Source organism: Pseudomonas sp. LBUM1641, assembly GCF_059716235.1.
Window position 1 is genome coordinate 1,830,532 of the sequence record NZ_CP166815.1, and the last position, 18,759, is coordinate 1,849,290.

Annotated in this window: 11 protein-coding genes, 1 other RNA gene and 1 pseudogene; 8 read left to right on the top strand and 5 right to left on the bottom strand. The window is 60.5% G+C overall.

What is annotated here, in order from left to right; all coding sequences use genetic code 11:
* Positions 1-80: 80 nt before the first annotated feature.
* The 4 genes from guaD to xdhA all read right to left on the bottom strand — a co-directional run bounded on the left by guaD (position 81) and on the right by xdhA (position 6,199).
* Positions 81-1,385 carry a guanine deaminase gene (gene guaD / locus ACA046_RS08370; RefSeq protein WP_076017190.1) on the bottom strand — a complete coding sequence of 435 codons (1,305 nt, stop codon included), beginning with the start codon at positions 1,383-1,385 and terminating at the stop codon, positions 81-83.
* A gap of 7 nt (positions 1,386-1,392) precedes the next feature.
* Positions 1,393-2,235, bottom strand: a complete 843-nt coding sequence (gene xdhC, locus ACA046_RS08375) for a xanthine dehydrogenase accessory protein XdhC (protein ID WP_459026977.1) — start codon at positions 2,233-2,235, stop codon at positions 1,393-1,395.
* 123 nt (positions 2,236-2,358) lie between these two features.
* Complete coding sequence (xdhB, locus tag ACA046_RS08380) at positions 2,359-4,758, bottom strand: xanthine dehydrogenase molybdopterin binding subunit (protein ID WP_318302856.1); 2,400 nt, start codon at positions 4,756-4,758, stop codon at positions 2,359-2,361.
* The gene (xdhA, locus tag ACA046_RS08385) at positions 4,751-6,199 is read right to left on the bottom strand and encodes a xanthine dehydrogenase small subunit (protein ID WP_076017193.1); all 1,449 of its coding nucleotides are present in this window, start codon (positions 6,197-6,199) and stop codon (positions 4,751-4,753) included. Before xdhA ends, xdhB begins: the two co-directional genes overlap by 8 nt.
* 280 nt (positions 6,200-6,479) lie before the next feature.
* On the opposite strand from xdhA, the gene ACA046_RS08390 reads away from it, so the two are divergent.
* From ACA046_RS08390 to ACA046_RS08425, 8 genes are all read left to right on the top strand, one after another.
* Positions 6,480-7,139 (top strand): GntR family transcriptional regulator, encoded by a 660-nt coding sequence (locus ACA046_RS08390; protein WP_076017194.1) that lies wholly within the window; start codon positions 6,480-6,482, stop codon positions 7,137-7,139.
* Positions 7,140-7,141: 2 nt separating this feature from the next.
* Positions 7,142-10,630 (top strand): chromosome segregation protein SMC, encoded by a 3,489-nt coding sequence (gene smc / locus ACA046_RS08395; protein ID WP_459026981.1) that lies wholly within the window; start codon positions 7,142-7,144, stop codon positions 10,628-10,630.
* A gap of 259 nt (positions 10,631-10,889) precedes the next feature.
* Complete coding sequence (gene zipA, locus ACA046_RS08400) at positions 10,890-11,741, top strand: cell division protein ZipA (protein ID WP_076017196.1); 852 nt, start codon at positions 10,890-10,892, stop codon at positions 11,739-11,741.
* 87 nt (positions 11,742-11,828) lie between these two features.
* Positions 11,829-14,186, top strand: coding sequence for an NAD-dependent DNA ligase LigA (ligA, locus tag ACA046_RS08405; RefSeq protein ID WP_497676260.1), 2,358 nt, complete (start codon positions 11,829-11,831; stop codon positions 14,184-14,186).
* Between the two features lie 136 nt (positions 14,187-14,322).
* Positions 14,323-15,486, top strand: coding sequence for a zinc-binding metallopeptidase family protein (locus tag ACA046_RS08410; protein ID WP_459026985.1), 1,164 nt, complete (start codon positions 14,323-14,325; stop codon positions 15,484-15,486).
* 208 nt (positions 15,487-15,694) lie between these two features.
* An RNA gene (gene ffs, locus ACA046_RS08415) (signal recognition particle sRNA small type) lies at positions 15,695-15,791 on the top strand.
* A gap of 311 nt (positions 15,792-16,102) precedes the next feature.
* A complete protein-coding gene (locus ACA046_RS08420; protein ID WP_459026987.1) occupies positions 16,103-17,149 on the top strand; it encodes an N-acetylmuramidase family protein in 1,047 nt (348 codons plus the stop codon).
* Between the two features lies 1 nt (position 17,150).
* On the top strand, positions 17,151-17,765 hold the full coding sequence (locus ACA046_RS08425; RefSeq protein WP_459026989.1) for an SH3 domain-containing protein: 615 nt from the start codon (positions 17,151-17,153) through the stop codon (positions 17,763-17,765).
* Positions 17,766-17,822: 57 nt separating this feature from the next.
* On the opposite strand, the pseudogene ACA046_RS08430 reads toward ACA046_RS08425, so the two are convergent.
* Positions 17,823-18,739 (bottom strand): annotated as a pseudogene (locus ACA046_RS08430) (DUF2167 domain-containing protein).
* Positions 18,740-18,759 lie beyond the last annotated feature (20 nt).

Consider the following 18,759-nt stretch of genomic DNA (forward strand, 5'->3'; position numbering starts at 1 on the left):
CGAGCAAGCTCGCTCCTACAGAGAAGGGCGCAAAAAAATCCCCGGTTCAATGAACCGGGGATTTTTAGTTTCTGGACCGCTTAGCGTTGGTGCACCAATTGCCCCGCCGCATACGTCTGCAACACCGCCCGGTCATCTCCCAGCGTCATCAACACAAACAACGTCTCGGCAATGTTATTGGCCTGCTTCAGGCGATAGCTGAGCAGCGGGGTGGCGTTGTAATCCAGCACCAAAAAGTCCGCATCAGTGCCCGGCTGCAATGTGCCGATCTTGTCTTCCAACCGCAGTGCCCGCGCGCCGCCCAGGGTCGCGAGATACAGTGACTTGAACGGACTCAAGCGCGCGCCTTGCAACTGCATCACCTTGTACGCTTCGTTCAGTGTCTGCAGCAGCGAGAAGCTGGTGCCGCCACCGACATCTGTCCCCAGGCCCACATTCAGCTTGTGCTTCTCAGCCATTGGCAGATTGAACAACCCGCTGCCCAGGAAGAAGTTCGACGTCGGGCAGAATGCGACCGCCGACCCGGCTTCCGCCAACCGCGCGCATTCGTCATCGCACAGGTGCACACCGTGGGCGAACACCGAACGCTCACCCAGCAGTTTGTAATGGTCGTACACGTCCAGGTAGCCCTTGCGCTCCGGGAACAGTTCTTTCACCCACTCCACTTCCTGCAGGTTTTCACTGATGTGGGTCTGCATGTACAGGTCCGGGTATTCCCCCAGCAACTGCCCGGCGAGGGTCAGTTGTTCAGGCGTACTGGTCGGTGCGAAACGTGGCGTGACCGCGTAGTGCAAACGGCCCTTGCCGTGCCAGCGCTCGATCAGCGCCTTGCTTTCCTGGTAGCCGGACTCGGCGGTGTCTGTCAGATAGTCCGGCGCGTTGCGGTCCATCATCACCTTGCCGGCGATCATCCGCAGGTCGAGCTTCTCGGCTGCTTCAAAAAACGAGTTCACTGACTGCGGGTGCACGCTGCCGAATACCAGGGCGGTGGTGGTGCCGTTGCGCAGCAGTTCCTTGATGAAAATGTCCGCGACTTCTTCAGCGTGGGCCTTGTCGGCGAACTGGCTTTCACACGGGAAGGTGTAGGTATTGAGCCAGTCCAGCAACTGCTCGCCATAGGCACCGACCATGCCGGTTTGCGGCAGGTGAATGTGAGTGTCGATCAGGCCTGGGGTGATCAATGCGTCCTGGTAATGGGTGACTTCGATGTCAGCGGGCAGGGTAGCGAGCAATTCGCTGGCGTGGCCCAGGGCGCTGATCTGGCCGTTGTCGATCACCAGCAGGCCGTCTTCGAAATACTCGTAGGAGGCTTCGATTCCTACTTCGGCAGGGTCGGCGATGCTGTGCAAAATGGCGGCACGGTAGGCTTTGCGAGTCAAAGGCATGGTCGTCTCAGTTAGTCGCTTGGCTGCGGCGTGAAACCGGCAGCAGTTTGGCAATGGGTTCGGCGCTCGCAGTGTGCTGGCCGAAATTGGCGTTATAGGTGGCGATGATCTCGCCGGCGATGGAGATGGCGATTTCAACAGGCAGTTTGCCCTTGACCTCAGTCAGCCCCATCGGGCAATGCATGCGTTGCAGTTGCGCGGTGTCGAAACCGCGATCCCGCAGGCGGTGTTCGAACTTGGCGCGCTTGGTCTTCGAACCGATCAGGCCGAAGTAGGTGAAGTCATTGCGCTTGAGCAGGGCGGCGGTCAGCTCCAGGTCCAGTGCGTGGTTGTGGGTCATGACGATGCAGTAACTGCCCACAGGCAAGTGGTCGATTTCATCCACCGGCTCTTCGCTGACGATTTTACGCACGCCTTGGGGGATGTGTTCCGGGAATTCCTGTCCCCGGGAATCGATCCAGCGCACCCGGCACGGCAGGCTGGCCAGCAACGGCACCAGCGCGCGGCCCACATGGCCGGCGCCGAACACTGCGATCTGCGCCTGCACCTGGCCCATCGGTTCAAACAACAATACCGTCACGCCGCCGCAGCACTGGCCCAGGCTGGCGCCGAGGCTGAAGCGCTCCAGGTGCGTGTTCTGCTGGCCGCGCACGAGCATGTCCCGGGCGATCTGCATGGCCTTGTATTCCAGGTGCCCGCCACCGATGGTGTCGAACGTCTGGGCGGCACTGATGACCATCTTCGAGCCGGCATTGCGCGGCGTGGAGCCGAGCTCTTCGATGATGGTCACCAGCACGCAGGGTTCACCCTGGTTCTGCAGGTCGGCGAGGGCGCTGATCCAGTTGTTCATGTTTACCTCAGCATCTCTGTTGTCAGTTCGACCGCTATCGCAGGCAAGCCGGCTCCCACATTTGATTGGGTTCACACATCAGAATGTGGGAGCCGGGCTTGCTCGCGAAGGCAGCGCCTCGGTCTAGAGCGAAGCCAACTCGGTTTCAGTTTCCACAGCTTTTGCAGCGGTCAGTTGGCGCATCTGCTCACACCCCCACAACACCCGCTCCGGGGTCGCCGGTGCATCAATCTTCGGCTGATGACGATAGTCACCCAGGCTCGCCACGGCATCCTTGATCGCACACCACGAGGCGATGCCGAGCATGAACGGCGGCTCGCCCACGGCCTTGGAATGGAACACGGTGTCTTCCGGGTTCTTGCGGTTTTCCACCAGTTTCACCCGCAGGTCCAGCGGCATGTCGGCGACGGCCGGGATCTTGTAGCTGGCCGGGCCGTTGGTCATCAGCTTGCCTTTGTTATTCCAGACAAGCTCTTCCATGGTCAGCCAGCCCATGCCCTGGATGAAGCCGCCTTCGACCTGGCCGATGTCGATAGCCGGGTTCAGCGAGGCGCCCACGTCGTGCAGGATATCGGTGCGCAGCATTTTGTATTCGCCGGTCAGCGTGTCGACGATCACTTCGCAACAGGCCGCGCCGAACGCGAAGTAGTAGAACGGTCGGCCACGCGCCTGGCTGCGGTCGTAAAAGATTTTCGGGGTCTTGTAGAAGCCGGTGCTCGACAGTGAAACCTGGGCGAAATACGCCTGCTGGATCAGCGCTTCAAACGTCAGGATGTGATCGCGAACCCGCACATGCCCGTTGTGGAATTCAACGTCGGCCTCGCTGACTTCATACTTACGCGCCGCAAATTCCACCAGGCGCTGCTTGATGGTTTCGGCGGCATTCTGCGCGGCCTTGCCGTTCAGGTCGGCGCCGCTGGAAGCCGCCGTCGGCGAGGTGTTCGGCACCTTGTCGGTGTTGGTGGCGGTGATCTGTACGCGGTCGATTTCTACCTGGAAGATCTCGGCCACCACCTGCGCGACCTTGATGTTCAACCCCTGGCCCATTTCGGTGCCGCCGTGGTTCAGGTGGATGCTGCCGTCGGTGTAGATGTGGATCAGCGCACCGGCCTGGTTGAGGAAGCTGGCGGTGAAGGAAATCCCGAATTTCACCGGCGTCAGCGCCAGGCCTTTTTTCAGGATCGGGCTGTTGGCGTTGTAGCGACGGATCGCTTCGCGGCGCTCGAAATACTGGCTGCTTTGTTCCAGTTCGGCGGTCATCTCTTCGAGCATGTTGTGCTCGACGGTCTGGTAGTAGTGGGTGACGTTGCGCTCGGTCTTGCCGTAGTAGTTGGCCTTGCGCACGGCCAGCGGGTCGAGGGCCAGATGCCGGGCAATCGCGTCCATCACTTCCTCGATCGCGACCATGCCTTGGGGGCCGCCGAAGCCCCGGTAAGCCGTGTTGGACGCGGTGTTGGTCTTGCAGCGGTGGCCGTTGACCGTGGCGTCGCCCAGGTAATACGAGTTGTCGGAGTGGAACATCGCACGGTCGACAATCGAGTTCGACAGGTCCGGTGAGCAACCGCAGTTGCCCGCCAGTTCCAGATTGATACCGTGCAGGCGGCCGGTGTCGTCGAAGCCCACGTCGTACTCGATATAGAACGGGTGGCGCTTGCCGGTCATCAGCATGTCTTCCACGCGCGGCAGGCGCATTTTGGTCGGCTGGCCGGTGAGGCGCGCGACCACCGCACACAGGCATGCCGGGCTGGCGGCCTGGGTTTCCTTGCCGCCAAAACCACCGCCCATGCGGCGCATGTCGACCACGATTTTGTTCATCGAAACGTCGAGTACTTCGGCCACCAGCTTCTGCACTTCGGTGGGGTTTTGCGTGGAACAGTAGACGATCATGCCGCCGTCTTCGGTGGGCATCACCGAGGAGATCTGGGTTTCCAGGTAGAAGTGTTCCTGGCCGCCGATGTGCAGGGTGCCCTGGATGCGATTTTTTGCCGTCGCCAGCGCGCCCGCCGAATCGCCGCGTTGGTGGGTGTGGCTGTCCAGCACAAAATGCTTTTTGCGAAACGCCTCGACCACGTCCAGCACCGGCTCGAGGTCTTCGTATTCGATCACGGCAGCCATCGCGGCTTTGCGTGCGGTTTCCAGGTCGCGGGCGGCAACGGCCAGCACTACCTGGCCGACGAACTGCACGGTGTCGATGGCCAGCAACGGGTCGCCGGGCATCAACGGGCCGATGTCTTTCAGGCCCGGCACGTCTTCGTGGGTGATGACGATGCGCACGCCTTCAAAGGCGTAGCAGGGCGCAGTGTCGATGCTGATGATCTTCGCGTGGGCGCGGTCCGACATGCGTGCGTACAGGTGCAACTGGTTCGGAAACTCCAGGCGGTCATCGATGTACTGCGCCTCGCCCGAGACGTGCTTGGCGGCGCTGTCGTGCTTGACGCTGCGACCGACTCCGCTGGTGAGGTCCTTGGCGAACAGTTCGGCGAGTTCGGCCTGGGATTTTTCCACGGCATGATGGTTAGACATAAGCGGTCACCCGAGTCTCGATGTGCGGCGTTTGCAGTTCGATGAAGTATTTGCGCAGCAGGTTTTGTGCGCTGAGCAGGCGGTATTCCTTGCTGGCGCGGAAGTCCGATAGCGGGGTGAAATCTTCGGCCAGCGCGGCGCAGGCTTTTTCCACGGTGGCGGAATTCCAGGTGGCGCCGTTCAGTGCGGCTTCGCAGCTTTTCGCACGTTTTGGGGTGGCGGCCATGCCACCGAACGCCACGCGGGCATCGGCGATCACGCCGTTATCAATCTTCAGGTTGAAGGCGGCGCAGACGGCGGAAATGTCATCGTCCAGACGCTTGGAAACCTTGTAGGCACGGAACAGAGGCACGCCTTTGGGCACGATGATTTTTTCGATGAATTCGCTGTCCTGGCGGGCAGTGACACGGTAGTCGATGAAGTAGTCTTCCAGCGCCAGGGTGCGGCGGGTGTTGCCTTTGCACAGTACGATCTGCGCACCGAGAGCGATCAGCAGTGGCGGCGAATCACCGATGGGCGACGCGTTGCCGATATTGCCGCCCAGGGTGCCCTGGTTGCGGATCTGCAACGAGGCGAAGCGGTGAAGCAATTCGCCGAAGTCCGGGTATTCGTTGTTGAGTGCGGTGTAGCAGTCGGAGAGGGAAGTGGCGGCGCCGATTTCCAGGCGGTCGTCGAAGCTTTCGATGCGCTTCATTTCTTCGATATTGCCGACGTAGATCATCACCGGCAGCGTGCGGTGGAACTGCGTGACTTCCAGCGCCAGGTCGGTGCCGCCAGCCAACAGCCGGGCTTGTGGGTAAGCGTCGTAAAGGTCGGCCAGGTCGGCGACGGTCAACGGCACCAGGCAGCGTTTGTCGCCGCTGTTCAATTCGCCGGTTTGAGTCGGCGCGATGGATTTCAGGCGGGCGATGGTTTCGGCCTGGCGACTGTCGAACTGGTCCTGGGGCTTGTTGCAGCAGGCCTGTTCGGCGGCGGCGAGAATCGGGCGATAACCGGTGCAGCGGCAGAGGTTGCCGGCCAGGGCTTCATGGGCTTTCTGGCTGTCGGGTGCATCACTGTTTTTTTGCAGGGCGAACAGCGACATCACAAAGCCCGGGGTGCAGAAGCCGCACTGCGAACCGTGGCACTCCACCATGGCTTGTTGCACGCTGTGGAGTTGGCCCTGGTGCTTGAGGTCTTCGACGCTGATCAGTTGCTTGCCGTGCAGGGACGAGACAAAGGTCAGGCACGAGTTGAGGCTGCGATAGCGAATCTGCTCCGCGCCTTGATCGTCGGTGTGCAGCTCGCCGACCACCACGGTACAGGCGCCACAGTCGCCGCTGGCGCAGCCTTCCTTGGTACCGGATTTGCCCAGGTGCTCACGCAAATAGTTGAGCACAGTCAGGTTCGGGTCCAGGGCGTGCTCACTACGGAGTTCCTGGTTGAGTAAAAACTGGATCACGGAAGGCCTCGCAGACTCATTATTGTTGTTAACCGCTTTGCGCCGAATCTAGTCATGTCTGACTTTTCGGTCAACGATTTTCTGACCTAAGGGTCAAGAAAGTGCGATTTCAACATGCTTAATTATGGTCCAGTTCTCTGGAACCGCCGTTTTTGGGGGCTTCTGGACTTTAACGGCTGCTTATTTCATGCCAAATTCGTGCTTGTGGGCCGTACGCCATCAACCGGCAAGTGCGCTACACTGCCGCGCTTGTACCGATAGAAGATTTTGAAGGGAAAACATGACGTTCAAGGCGCCGGATAGTCTTGCCGAGCAAATCGCTCACCACCTCGCCGAACGTATCATTCGCGGCGACCTCAAGCCTGGGGAGCGGATCCAGGAGCAGAAGGTCACACTGGCGCTTAATGTCAGCCGTGGTTCCGTGCGCGAAGCCTTGCTGATCCTTGAGCGTCGGCACCTGATCGCGATCCTGCCGCGCCGTGGCGCCCATGTCACCGAGCTGACTGCCCACAAGGTGCAGAGCCTGTGCACGCTGATGGGCGAGCTGTATATCTTGCTGGGCAACGCCGTCGCCGCCGGCTGGCAGACCCAGGCTGACATGGCGCCGTTTGTGCAGATCCAGCAGCGCCTGGTCGCCAGCTTCGAACGCCAGGACATCCGTGCCTTCGTCGAGGAAAGCTTCAATGTGATGCGCGCTGCGTATCCGTTCGCCAACAACCCGTATTTGCAGGAAACCGTCGAGAACCTGCAGCCGGCGATGAACCGCGCCTATTACCTGGCGCTGGATCAACGCAAGGCGTCCATGAGCGAGTACCTGGTGCTGTTCGAGCAATTGCTCGCCGCCGTGCTGGCCCGTGACCTGCCACAGATTCGCGAAGTACTCTCGGCCTACGGCGAGCGCAGTTGCTCGCTGGTCATTGCTGCGTTGGCGGAAGCCTAAGCGTGCGGCTCAAGTGCATCAAACTGGCGGGGTTCAAATCCTTCGTCGATCCGACCACGGTGAACTTCCCCAGTAACATGGCGGCGGTGGTCGGGCCCAATGGCTGCGGCAAGTCGAACATTATCGACGCCGTACGCTGGGTGATGGGCGAGAGCTCCGCGAAAAACCTGCGTGGCGAGTCGATGACCGACGTCATCTTCAACGGCTCCACCAGCCGCAAGCCGGTGAGCCAGGCCAGTATCGAGCTGGTGTTCGACAACTCCGATGGCACCTTGGTGGGCGAGTACGCGGCCTATGCGGAAATTTCCATCCGCCGCAAAGTGACCCGCGACAGCCAGAACAGCTACTTCCTCAACGGCACCAAATGTCGCCGACGGGACATTACCGACATCTTCCTCGGCACCGGCCTGGGCCCGCGCAGCTACTCGATCATCGAGCAGGGCATGATCTCCAAGCTGATCGAAGCCAAGCCCGAGGACCTGCGTAACTTTATCGAAGAAGCAGCCGGCATCTCCAAGTACAAGGAGCGCCGCCGCGAGACCGAAAACCGTATCCGTCGTACCCACGAAAACCTCGCCCGCCTGACTGACCTGCGTGACGAACTGGAGCGCCAGTTGGAGCGCCTGCACCGCCAGGCCCAGGCCGCCGAGAAGTATCAGGAATACAAGGGCGAGGAGCGTCAGCTCAAGGCGCAACTGTCAGCCCTGCGCTGGCAGGCGTTGAACGACCAGGTGGGCCAGCGCGAAGCGATCATCGGCACCCAGGAAATCAGCTTCGAAGCCTTGGTGGCCGAGCAGCGCAATGCCGACGCCAGCATCGAGCGCCTGCGGGACGGTCACCATGACCTGTCCGAGCGCTTCAATCTGGTGCAGGGGCGCTTCTATTCGGTGGGCGGTGACATCGCCCGGGTCGAGCAGAGCATCCAGCACGGCCAGCAACGCTTGCGCCAGTTGCAGGACGACCTGAAGGAGGCCGAACGCGCGCGCCTGGAAACCGAATCGCACCTGGGCCACGACCGCACCTTGCTGCTGACCCTCGGGGAGGAGCTGGACATGCTCACTCCCGAGCAGGAAGTCACCAGCGCTGCCGCCGAGGAAGCCGCTGCGGCTCTGGAAGAATCCGAAACCACCATGCACGCCTGGCAGGAGCAGTGGGACACCTTCAACCTGCAATCCGCCGAGCCGCGCCGCCAGGCTGAGGTGCAGCAGTCGCGCATCCAGCAACTGGAAACCAGCATGGAGCGCCTGGCCGAGCGTCAGCGGCGTTTGGTGGAAGAGCGCGTGTTGCTCGCGGCCGACCCGGAAGACGCGGCGATCCTCGAGCTGAGCGAGAAACTCGCCGAAAGCGAAATGACGCTGGAAGAGCTGGAAGCCAGCGAAGAACAACAAGTGGAACGCTTGGAGCAATTGCGTCAGCAACTGCAACAGGCGACCCAGGCACAACAAACCGCCCAGGGTGATTTGCAGCGGCTTAACGGTCGATTGGCCTCCCTGGAAGCCTTGCAGCAAGCGGCGCTCGACCCGGGCACTGGCACGGCCGAATGGCTGCGCGATCAACACCTGGCCGAGCGCCCGCGCCTGGCCGAAGGCTTGAAGGTTGAAGCCGGTTGGGAGCTGGCGGTGGAAACCGTGCTCGGTGCCGACCTGCAAGCGGTGCTGGTGGATGACTTCGGCGGTTTTGACCTGGCGGGTTTTGCCCAGGGCGATCTGCGCTTGCTCAGTCCAGCGGCAGACGGCATACGCGTGCCGGGCAGCTTGCTGGACAAAGTCGAGGCGGCGATTGATCTGTCGCCCTGGCTCGGTCAGGTCAAGCCGGTGGACAGCCTCGAGCAGGCTCTGGCCCAGCGCGGCCAATTGGCGGCCGGGCAAAGCCTGATCAGCCGTGACGGTTTTTGGGTCGGCCGGCACTTTTTGCGGGTGCGTCGCGCCAGCGAAGCGGAAAGCGGCGTTCTGGCCCGCGGCCAGGAAATCGTCAACCTGACCGCCGAACGCGAAGAGCGCGAAGCCACACTCGAATCCCTGGAAAACCAGCTGCAAACCCTGCGCGCCACCCAGCGCCAGCAAGAGACCGGCCGCGAACACCTGCGCCGGCTGTTGCAGGACGAAGCGCGCCAGCAAGGCGAATTGAAAGCCCAGCTCTCGGCGAGCAAAGCCAAGGTCGAACAACTGACCTTGCGCCGCACCCGGCTCGATGAAGAAGTGGCCGAGATGGGCGAGCAGCGCGCCCTCGAACACGAACAAGTCGGCGAAGCGCGTCTGCAACTGCAGGAAGCCCTCGACAGCATGGCCCTGGACACCGAGCAGCGCGAGTTGCTGCTGGCCCAGCGCGACAGCTTGCGCGAGCGCCTCGACCGGGTGCGCCAGGAAGCCCGCCAGCACAAGGACCACGCCCATCAACTGGCCGTGCGCCTCGGCTCCCTGCGGGCGCAACACGACTCCACGCGCCAGGCCCTCGAGCGCCTGGAAATGCAGTCCGAACGCCTGACCGAAAAGCGCGAGCAACTGAGCCTCAACCTGGAGGAGGGCGAAGCCCCGCTGGAAGAGCTGCGCCTGAAGCTCGAAGAATTGCTCGACAAGCGCATGACCGTCGACGAAGAACTCAAGACTGCACAAATCGCCCTGGAAGATGCCGACCGCGAACTGCGCGACGCGGAAAAGCGTCGGACCCAGGCCGAACAGCAATCGCAACTGATCCGCGGCCAGCTCGAACAGCAGCGCATGGAATGGCAGGCCCTGACGGTTCGCCGCAAAACCCTGCAAGACCAGTTGCTGGAAGACGGCTACGACTTGCACGGCGTGCTCAATACCCTGACCGCCGAGGCCAACGAGAAAGAAGCCGAAGAAGAACTTGAGCGGATTGCTGCACGCATTCAGCGACTCGGTGCGATCAACCTCGCGGCCATCGACGAGTACCAGCAGCAGTCCGAGCGCAAACGTTATCTGGACGCGCAGAACGCCGATCTGGTGGAAGCCCTGGACACCCTGGAAAACGTGATCCGCAAGATCGACAAGGAAACCCGTAATCGCTTCAAAGATACCTTTGATCAGATTAATGGCGGTTTACAGGCGTTATTCCCGAAAGTTTTCGGTGGTGGCAGCGCTTACTTGGAACTGACGGGCGAAGATCTACTCGATACAGGGGTAACGATCATGGCGCGGCCTCCGGGCAAGAAGAACAGCACCATCCATTTGTTGTCCGGTGGCGAGAAGGCACTCACCGCATTGGCCCTGGTATTTGCGATCTTCAAGTTGAACCCGGCACCGTTCTGCATGCTCGACGAAGTTGACGCCCCGCTGGATGACGCTAACGTTGGACGGTATGCGCGACTGGTTAAAGAGATGTCCCAGACCGTGCAGTTCATCTATATCACCCACAACAAGATCGCCATGGAAATGGCCGATCAGTTGATGGGCGTGACGATGCACGAGCCGGGCTGTTCGCGATTGGTGGCGGTGGATGTCGAAGAGGCGATGGCGCTGGTGGAATCCTGAGGCGCACTTCGTAGGAAGATTTCCAGCGCGATGTATGGTGATTTACCGGTCTGGGAAAAGTGGCAAATGGACATATTTGTTCAAGGCATTTTGACAGACGGTGTAAAGTTATCTTTGGTCGTGCTAGTTTAATGTCAAATTTTCGTATGCGTGGGCAAAACGTCATTCAGAACATAGAGTTGGCGCCACGTTTTAAAGCGGTTTGCACGGTGCTAAACCCCTTATTTTTCAGCATTTTTTATTAGAGGCACGGGATTACATGGAAATCGGTCTGCGCGAGTGGCTGATCGTCATCGGCATTATTGTCATTGCCGGTATTCTTTTTGATGGCTGGCGTCGGATGCGCGGCGGCAAGGGCAAGTTGAAATTTCGCCTGGACCGCAACCTGTCCAATTTGCCGGACGACGACGGCAGCGCCGAGCTGCTGGGGCCTCCGCGTGTCCTGGATAACCATAAAGAGCCGCAATTGGACGAGCACGATCTGCCGTCGATGAGCGCACCGGTGCGTGAAGCCCGCGAGCCCAAGCGCGGCAAGCGCAGCGCGGCCAGCGAGCCATCCCAGGGCGACCTGAACCTGGACCTGGAAGAAGGCCCGAGCTTCAGCAGCCGTGATGATGACTTCCCGGATGAGTCCCCGACCAAGAGCGCCCATAAAGAATCCGTCAAGGATCAACCGGCTGCCGAAGAGGTGCTGGTGATCAGTGTGATCTGTCGCGACGCCGCCGGCTTCAAAGGCCCGGCCCTGCTGCAAAATATTTTGGAAAGCGGCCTGCGTTTCGGCGAGATGGATATTTTCCACCGCCACGAAAGCATGGCCGGCAACGGCGAAGTCCTGTTCTCCATGGCCAACGCGGTCAAGCCGGGCATCTTCGATCTGGACGACATCGACCATTTCAGCACCCCGGCAGTGAGCTTCTTCCTTGGTTTGCCAGGCCCGCGTCACCCGAAACAAGCGTTCGACGTGATGGTGGCTGCAGCCCGCAAGCTGTCCCAGGAGCTCAACGGCGAACTCAAGGACGACCAACGCAGCGTCCTGACCGCCCAGACCATCGAGCACTACCGTCAGCGCATCGTCGAGTTCGAGCGTCGCGCCCTGACACAGAAGCGCTAAGGTCCAAGCTTACGCGTTGCCTGTAGAATCCATGCACTAACATATTGAGCAGCTTCGGCTGCTCTTTTGCTTTATGAGAGAACACCCATGACCGCCGCCCACACCCGCATCCTCGAACTGCGCGCTGAACTGGATCAGCACAACTACCGTTACCACGTCCTCGACGAACCGAGCATCCCGGACGCCGAGTACGACCGGTTGTTCCACGAGCTCAAGGCCCTGGAAGCCGAGCATCCGGACCTGGTCACCCGTGATTCACCGACGCAGCGGGTCGGCAGTGCGGCGTTGTCGGCGTTCACTCAGGTGCGTCACGAAATTCCGATGCTCAGCCTGGGCAATGCCTTCGATGAAAGTACCATGCTCGAATTCGATCGCCGGGTCACCGAAGGCCTCGACCTGCCGGTGGGCGACCTGTTTGGCGGTGGCGCGGCGGTGGAATACAGCTGCGAGCCGAAGCTTGATGGCCTGGCGGTCAGCCTGCTGTATCAGGACGGTGAACTGGTGCGTGGCGCCACCCGCGGCGACGGCACCACCGGCGAAGACATCAGCGTCAACGTGCGCACCGTGCGCAATATTCCTTTGAAGCTGCACGGCACCGGCTGGCCGGCGACCCTTGAAGTGCGCGGTGAAGTGTTCATGTCCAAGGCTGGCTTCGAGCGGCTGAACGCCACGCAACTGGAAGTTGGCGGCAAGACCTTCGCCAACCCGCGCAACGCGGCGGCGGGCAGCCTGCGTCAGTTGGATTCGAAGATTACCGCCAGCCGCCCGCTGGAATTCTGCTGCTATGGCGTGACCACGGATATCAGCGACACCCATATCGGCAACCTGCAACAGTTGAAGAAGTGGGGCATGCCCATCAGCCATGAGCTGAAACTGGCAAAAGGGATTCAGGATTGCCTCGACTACTACCGCGATATCGGTGAGCGGCGTAATGCCTTGCCCTATGAAATCGACGGCGTGGTGTTCAAGGTCAATAGCATTGCCTATCAACGGGAACTGGGCTTCCGTGCCCGCGAACCGCGTTGGGCAATCGCCCATAAATTCCCGGCAATGGAAGAGCTGACCGAACTGCTGGATGTTGAATTCCAGGTTGGCCGTACCGGCGCTGTGACGCCCGTGGCACGCTTGAAACCCGTCAAGGTCGCGGGTGTGACCGTGTCCAATGCCACCTTGCACAACATGGACGAAGTGGCGCGCCTGGGCCTGATGATCGGCGACACCGTGATCATCCGCCGTGCCGGTGACGTAATCCCCCAGGTGGTGTCGGTGGTCACCGAGCGTCGCCCGGAAAACGCCCGCGCGGTGCAAATCCCCGAGAGCTGCCCGGTGTGCGGCTCCCACGTTGAGCGCACGCAACTGGTCAAGCGCAGCAAGGGCAAGGAGACCGTCAGCGAAGGCGCGGTATACCGCTGCGTCGGGCGCCTGGCCTGCGGTGCGCAGCTCAAGCAGGCGATCATCCATTTCGTCTCGCGCCGCGCCATGGACATTGATGGCCTGGGCGACAAGACCATCGAGCAACTGGTGGATGAGAAGCTGATCGGCTCCCCGGCTGACCTCTACAAGCTCAAGTACGATCAGATCATCGACCTGGAAGGTTTCGCCGACGTCTCCAGCAAGAAGCTGATCACCGCCATCGAAAACAGCAAGACGCCGACCCTCGCACGGTTCATCTATGCCCTCGGTATTCCCGATGTAGGCGAGGAGACGGCCAAGGTGCTGGCACGCTCCCTGGCGTCCCTGGAGCGCGTGCAGCAGGCCTTGCCGGAAGTGCTGACGTACTTGCCGGACGTTGGCCTGGAAGTGGCCCACGAGATTCACAGCTTCTTTGAAGACAGTCATAACCAGAAAGTGATCGGTGCCTTGATCTCCAAGGACGAGTGCGGGCTGGAATTGCAGGAGCAGGGCGACCTGAGCGCCGAGTTCGCGGCCAGCACCACGTTGGGCGGCTTGCTCGACAAGCTGCACGTACCGTCCGTAGGGCCGGGCGCCGCGCAGAAACTGGCCGACAAGTTTGGCTCCCTCGAAGGCGTGATCAAGGCCGACTGGCTCGACATGCGCCAGGCGTTGCCGGAGAAGCAGGCCAAGGCCGTCCGGGATTTCTTCGACATCGAAGAAAACGCCAATCGTGCGCTGGCCATCGAGCAACAGCTCAAGGACTTCGGCATGCACTGGCAGAGCGAGAAGAAAGTCGTCGAAGGTTTGCCCGAGGCGGGTCACACCTGGGTGCTTACCGGCTCCCTGGAACTGATGAGCCGCGATGTCGCCAAGGAAAAACTCGAAAGCCTTGGCGCCAAGGTAGCGGGCTCGGTTTCAGCGAAAACCCATTGTGTTGTGGCCGGGCCAGGTGCCGGGTCGAAGCTGGCGAAGGCCAGTGAGCTGGGCTTGAAGGTGCTGGATGAAGAGGCGTTCGTGGCGTTTTTGGCCAAGCACAACATCACGGTCTGATGCTTTTTGTGATGAGCGGGCTTGTTGTGGCGAGGGGGCTTGTCCCCTCGCCACAAGTAATAGGCTGCCAATAAAAAACTGGAACGATCAGCTCGTAACCATGATCTAGTCTTGGGCAGCCCAGGGAGAGATCGCCATGTACCGCTTCTTCGAACAACTCAGTTCGCGCATTGCCGCACCGTTCATGGCTGAGACCTCGCGCAACAGCAAGGTCTGGCAGTGCCGTTGCGGGCAGTCCCTGTTCTTTCGCAACAGCCAGTGTCTGGCCTGCTCGGCGCTGCTGGGCTATCAGCCGGAGCAGAGTCGCCTTTCATCCTTGCAACCCGGCCCGTACGCCGATACGTGGGTGCTCGACGCCGACTCTGAAGCGGGCGTATTTCGTCGCTGCGCCAACCTCGACACGCCAGCCGCCTGCAATTGGCTGCTGCCTGCCGACAATGGCCAGACCTTGTGCGTGGCGTGCAGCCTGAACCGCACCATTCCCGACCTGTCGATCCCTGAAAACCCCGAACGCTGGCGCAAGGTCGAAACCGCCAAGCGCCGCCTCGTGGCGCAACTCATCAGCCTGGGCTTGCAGGTCATTCCCAAGGCGGCCGATGAAGACACGGGCCTTGCGTTTGATTTCGTCGGCATCGACCTGGAAGGCAACGCACCTACCACCGGCCATGCCAACGGCCTGATCACCCTCGATATCAAAGAAGCCGACGACGCTCATCGCGAGCAGATCCGCGTACAGATGCGCGAGCCTTACCGCACCTTGCTCGGTCATTTCCGTCATGAGGTCGGCCATTACTACTGGGACCGCCTGATCGCCAACAGTCACTGGCTGGAGCCGTTCCGCAGCCTGTTCGGCGACGAGCGCGCCAGCTACGCCGAGGCCCTCGAGCACCACTACCAGAACGGCCCGCGCCCGGACTGGCAGCAAACCTGTGTCAGCGCCTACGCCACCATGCACCCGTGGGAAGACTGGGCGGAAACCTGGGCGCATTACCTGCACATGATGGACGCCGTCGACACTGCTCTGGGTTTCGGCATGAGTGCCCGGGAGATGGACCTGGACTACCAGCCATTCCCCCTGAGCACCCTCTACGACCCTGAACATCCCGGTGGAACGGCGTTCCTGTCATTCGTCAACGCATGGATCGAACTGGCCGGCATGCTCAACGAACTGTCCCGCAGCATGGGCCAGCCGGATTTCTATCCGTTCGTCCTGCCGCCGGCGGTGATTGCCAAGCTGCACTTCATTCACTTGGTGATCCAGCAAGAGGGCGGCAGGGCAGATGAGGTCGTGCTTTTGTAGGAGCAAGCTTGCTCGCGAAGGTCGTCAACGATAACGCGTCTGTCCTGAATGAGCGCAGTGTCTTTGGGTTCTTCGCGGGCACGCTCACTCCTGCTGGCAAGTACTTGAACCATCAGATATTTTTAATCCGGCGCGAACGGTTGTAACTTCCGATGAGATCGGTACAATGGCGCGGCTTGCCGAGAGGCGAGCGTCGTTATGGTGATCCCATCGGTCCCCCCGCAACGATTACCCGTGAACCTGGTCAGAGCCGGAAGGCAGCAGCCACAGCGGGAACATTGTGTGCCGGGGTGTGGCTGGTGGGGTTGCCTCCATAACGCCACCCTCCTTGATTCAAAAAAATACCTTTATGAAACCCTTCGCTGACAATCGTCACCTGCGAAGCGATTTCTGCTGTTCGTGCTTCAGCAAAGTGCTCACAAGCCCGAAAGCAATCGCTACCGGCAAAAGACTGTGAGGGCTCTTTCACAACTTCAAGCTTCCACTCTGGACAACCCAAAACCACCTTGCTAGTTTGCGCCAGTCACATATTTCAAAATATGTCGACGGTACGTGGATGATATTAAAGTGATAGCGCTTTATTGCTCATTCACCCTAACTAACAAGGATGTCGGTCATGAAAAGCCTGCAAGGGTTGCCCACGCTCATCAGCGCTTCCGTCGGTGCACCCGGCAAAGCCCGCAACTTGCCCGCCGACGTTCAGTGCATCCAGTATTTGTTCAACTTGATCATTCCCAAGTTGAGTTTCCCCCTGGCCGAAAATGGCAAGTGCGACGGCCAGTTGGTACAGTGCATCAGCCAGTATCAGTTTCGCTACCTCAAGTACGCCCATCCCGACGGGGTTATCGACCCCACCGGGCGCACCTTCAATAGCCTGATCGAAGAGGCGGTGAAGGTGGCGGTCAAGCCGAATCCTGCCCTGCGTATTCCGACCTTCCTGAATGTGTTCGGCAACACCAGTTCGGATATGGTCCAGGCCACGGTCAACCATTACCTGGATCGCATGCGGGCGATGATCGAGGCCGAGCGACGCAACCGGCAGATGATGCTCCAGGCCACGTGCGACGGGGGCACGACGCTCACGGACACGGACTTCCAGAACGCCGCCACGCAGTTGGGCAGCGGGATTTCGGTCAATATCATCAAGGCGTTTGCCACGGTGGAGTCGGGCGGGCGCTCCGGGTTCGGGCCGGCCAAGTTGCCGGTGATCGCTTTTGAAGGGCACCACTTTCGCAAGTACACCCACCATAAATACGATCAGACCCACCCGCTGTTGTCGTATCCCTACGTGAAAAAAGCCGGCCCCCAGTGGAAGGCCAATAACAAGGACCAGACCAAGGCCTGGGAAACCATGGCCACGGCCTTTGCGTTGGATCAGGAAGCGGCCTTGAAGTCGGCCTCCTGGGGTATGTTTCAGATAATGGGGTCCAACTTCACGGCATGTGGTTATAAAACGGTGTTTGAGTTTGTCGTGGCCATGAAGATTAATGCCGGGCATCAACTCAAGGGCTTCCTCGGTTTTTGCGGTCAGAGCCCGGCCCTGGTCAAGGCCATGAAGAACAAGGATTACGCCGCCATGGCGCTGAACTATAACGGCAAGGATTATGGCGACTATGACCATCGAATCAAAAAAGCCTACGAAGCACTTGAAGGGAAAAAATAGAATGCCGTTCAAACTTTGCCTGTCCCGATTGCTGGTTGCCTCTTTCGTTTGTGTTGCCGCGGGAACGCCGGCGTTTGCCGCTGCGCTGCACTCGGGCAAGTACGAAGGGCTGATGCTGGCCGTGACGCCTGAGCATCAGGTGGAAGGTTTTTATGCTGAAGAGATGGGCGAGGGCGTGACCCGCACGTGCACGTTCTTCCTGCAGGGCAAGGTCGAGGGTGCGAAGGCGTCGGTGTCCACGTGGCTGGATGCGACTTACCCGGGAACCGTTGCGGCTTCCTCGGATGGTGTGACGCTGACGGTGGAGAAGGGCCGCGAACATCCCGGTTGCATCAGCGTGCTGATGCCCGAAATCGCCACCGGCCTGGACCTGACCCAGACGGCTGCCAAGAAGTGGATTGGCCTGGTGACCGTTTCAGCCGACAAGGCCTTCTTGCAGAAGACCCCAGACGCCAAGGCCAGTCATCGTGCCTATGTGGTCAAGGACGATGTGGTCGCGGTGTTGGCGTTCAAGGATGGCTGGGCCCAGGTCGAGTTCATCAATGGCGAAGGCCGCTCTTCCAAGGGCTGGATCAGCCAGGACCAGTACGCCAGGCTGACCCCGGCAAAAAGCTGAGGGTACTCCCCGCGCCGCGGTGTGCCAGGCACGCCGCGGCTTTTTTATGCCTGCAATTCAGGCCTTGTTGCGGTTGAACAGCTTGCGGATAACGGCGAACAGCGCCACGACGCCGATCACCAGGAACTTCTTCGCCGCCAGCAGGAAGATGCCGATCTTGGCAAACAGCCCGGCCTTGGCCGCGATCCCGCCAGCAACCAGTGCGGCAAGGCCGTAGGTCGCGAGTTTGTCGGTCTTCGGGTTGAAGTCGGTGTACAGGTTGCCATCAGTGAAGTTGGTAAAGGCCAGGACCTTGGGCAACTCTTGCTTGATGGTGGCCAGGTCGGCCATGGCGGCGACGGCGTTGAGTTCCAGCACGCCTTCACGGCCCAGCACGCGGATGCTGTAGTTGAGGGTGGTTTGCTTGGCGTCGTCGGCTTTCAGTTCGCGGGCCCAGTACATCTTGTGGGTGGTGTCGTCGTAGTGCGGCGGCTCGGCCCAGCCCAGCCCAGCAGGTGCAGGCCTGCGTAGCCTTGTTTCTGGCGTTCTTTGTTGTCTTCGACGTCTTCTTCCTGCATTTGCTTGAGCAATTCGGTGTAGTCGATTTTCGCAGCGTCTTCGTCAGAAATGTGCCCGTCGGCCTTGTAGCTGACGATCACGCCCCAGCCGCGCTCCGATAATGGGCTGACGGCTTTTGGCACGATCATGCCCAGGGTCTTGAAGCCTGGCGGGTTGCCCCAACCATCGGTCAGCAGGCGCTCGGTGTCTGTGGGGTCGAGGTAGTAGAACTCGTCGTTGAGCTTGAGGGTCGCAATACCGCCGGGCAGGGTGACGGTACCGGTCTTCTGTTTGAGAGAGCCGAGAAAGTGTTCGGCGGTCTCGGGCGCTTCGGCGGATGCAGCGGCTTCAACGGGGGCAGGCTTGGCGGCAGCAAAGGCGGGCGCGACGGGCAGGCTCAGGGCGGCCGCCGCTAGCAATAGGCGGAAGTAATTCATGGTAGTCCCTTACAATTTGA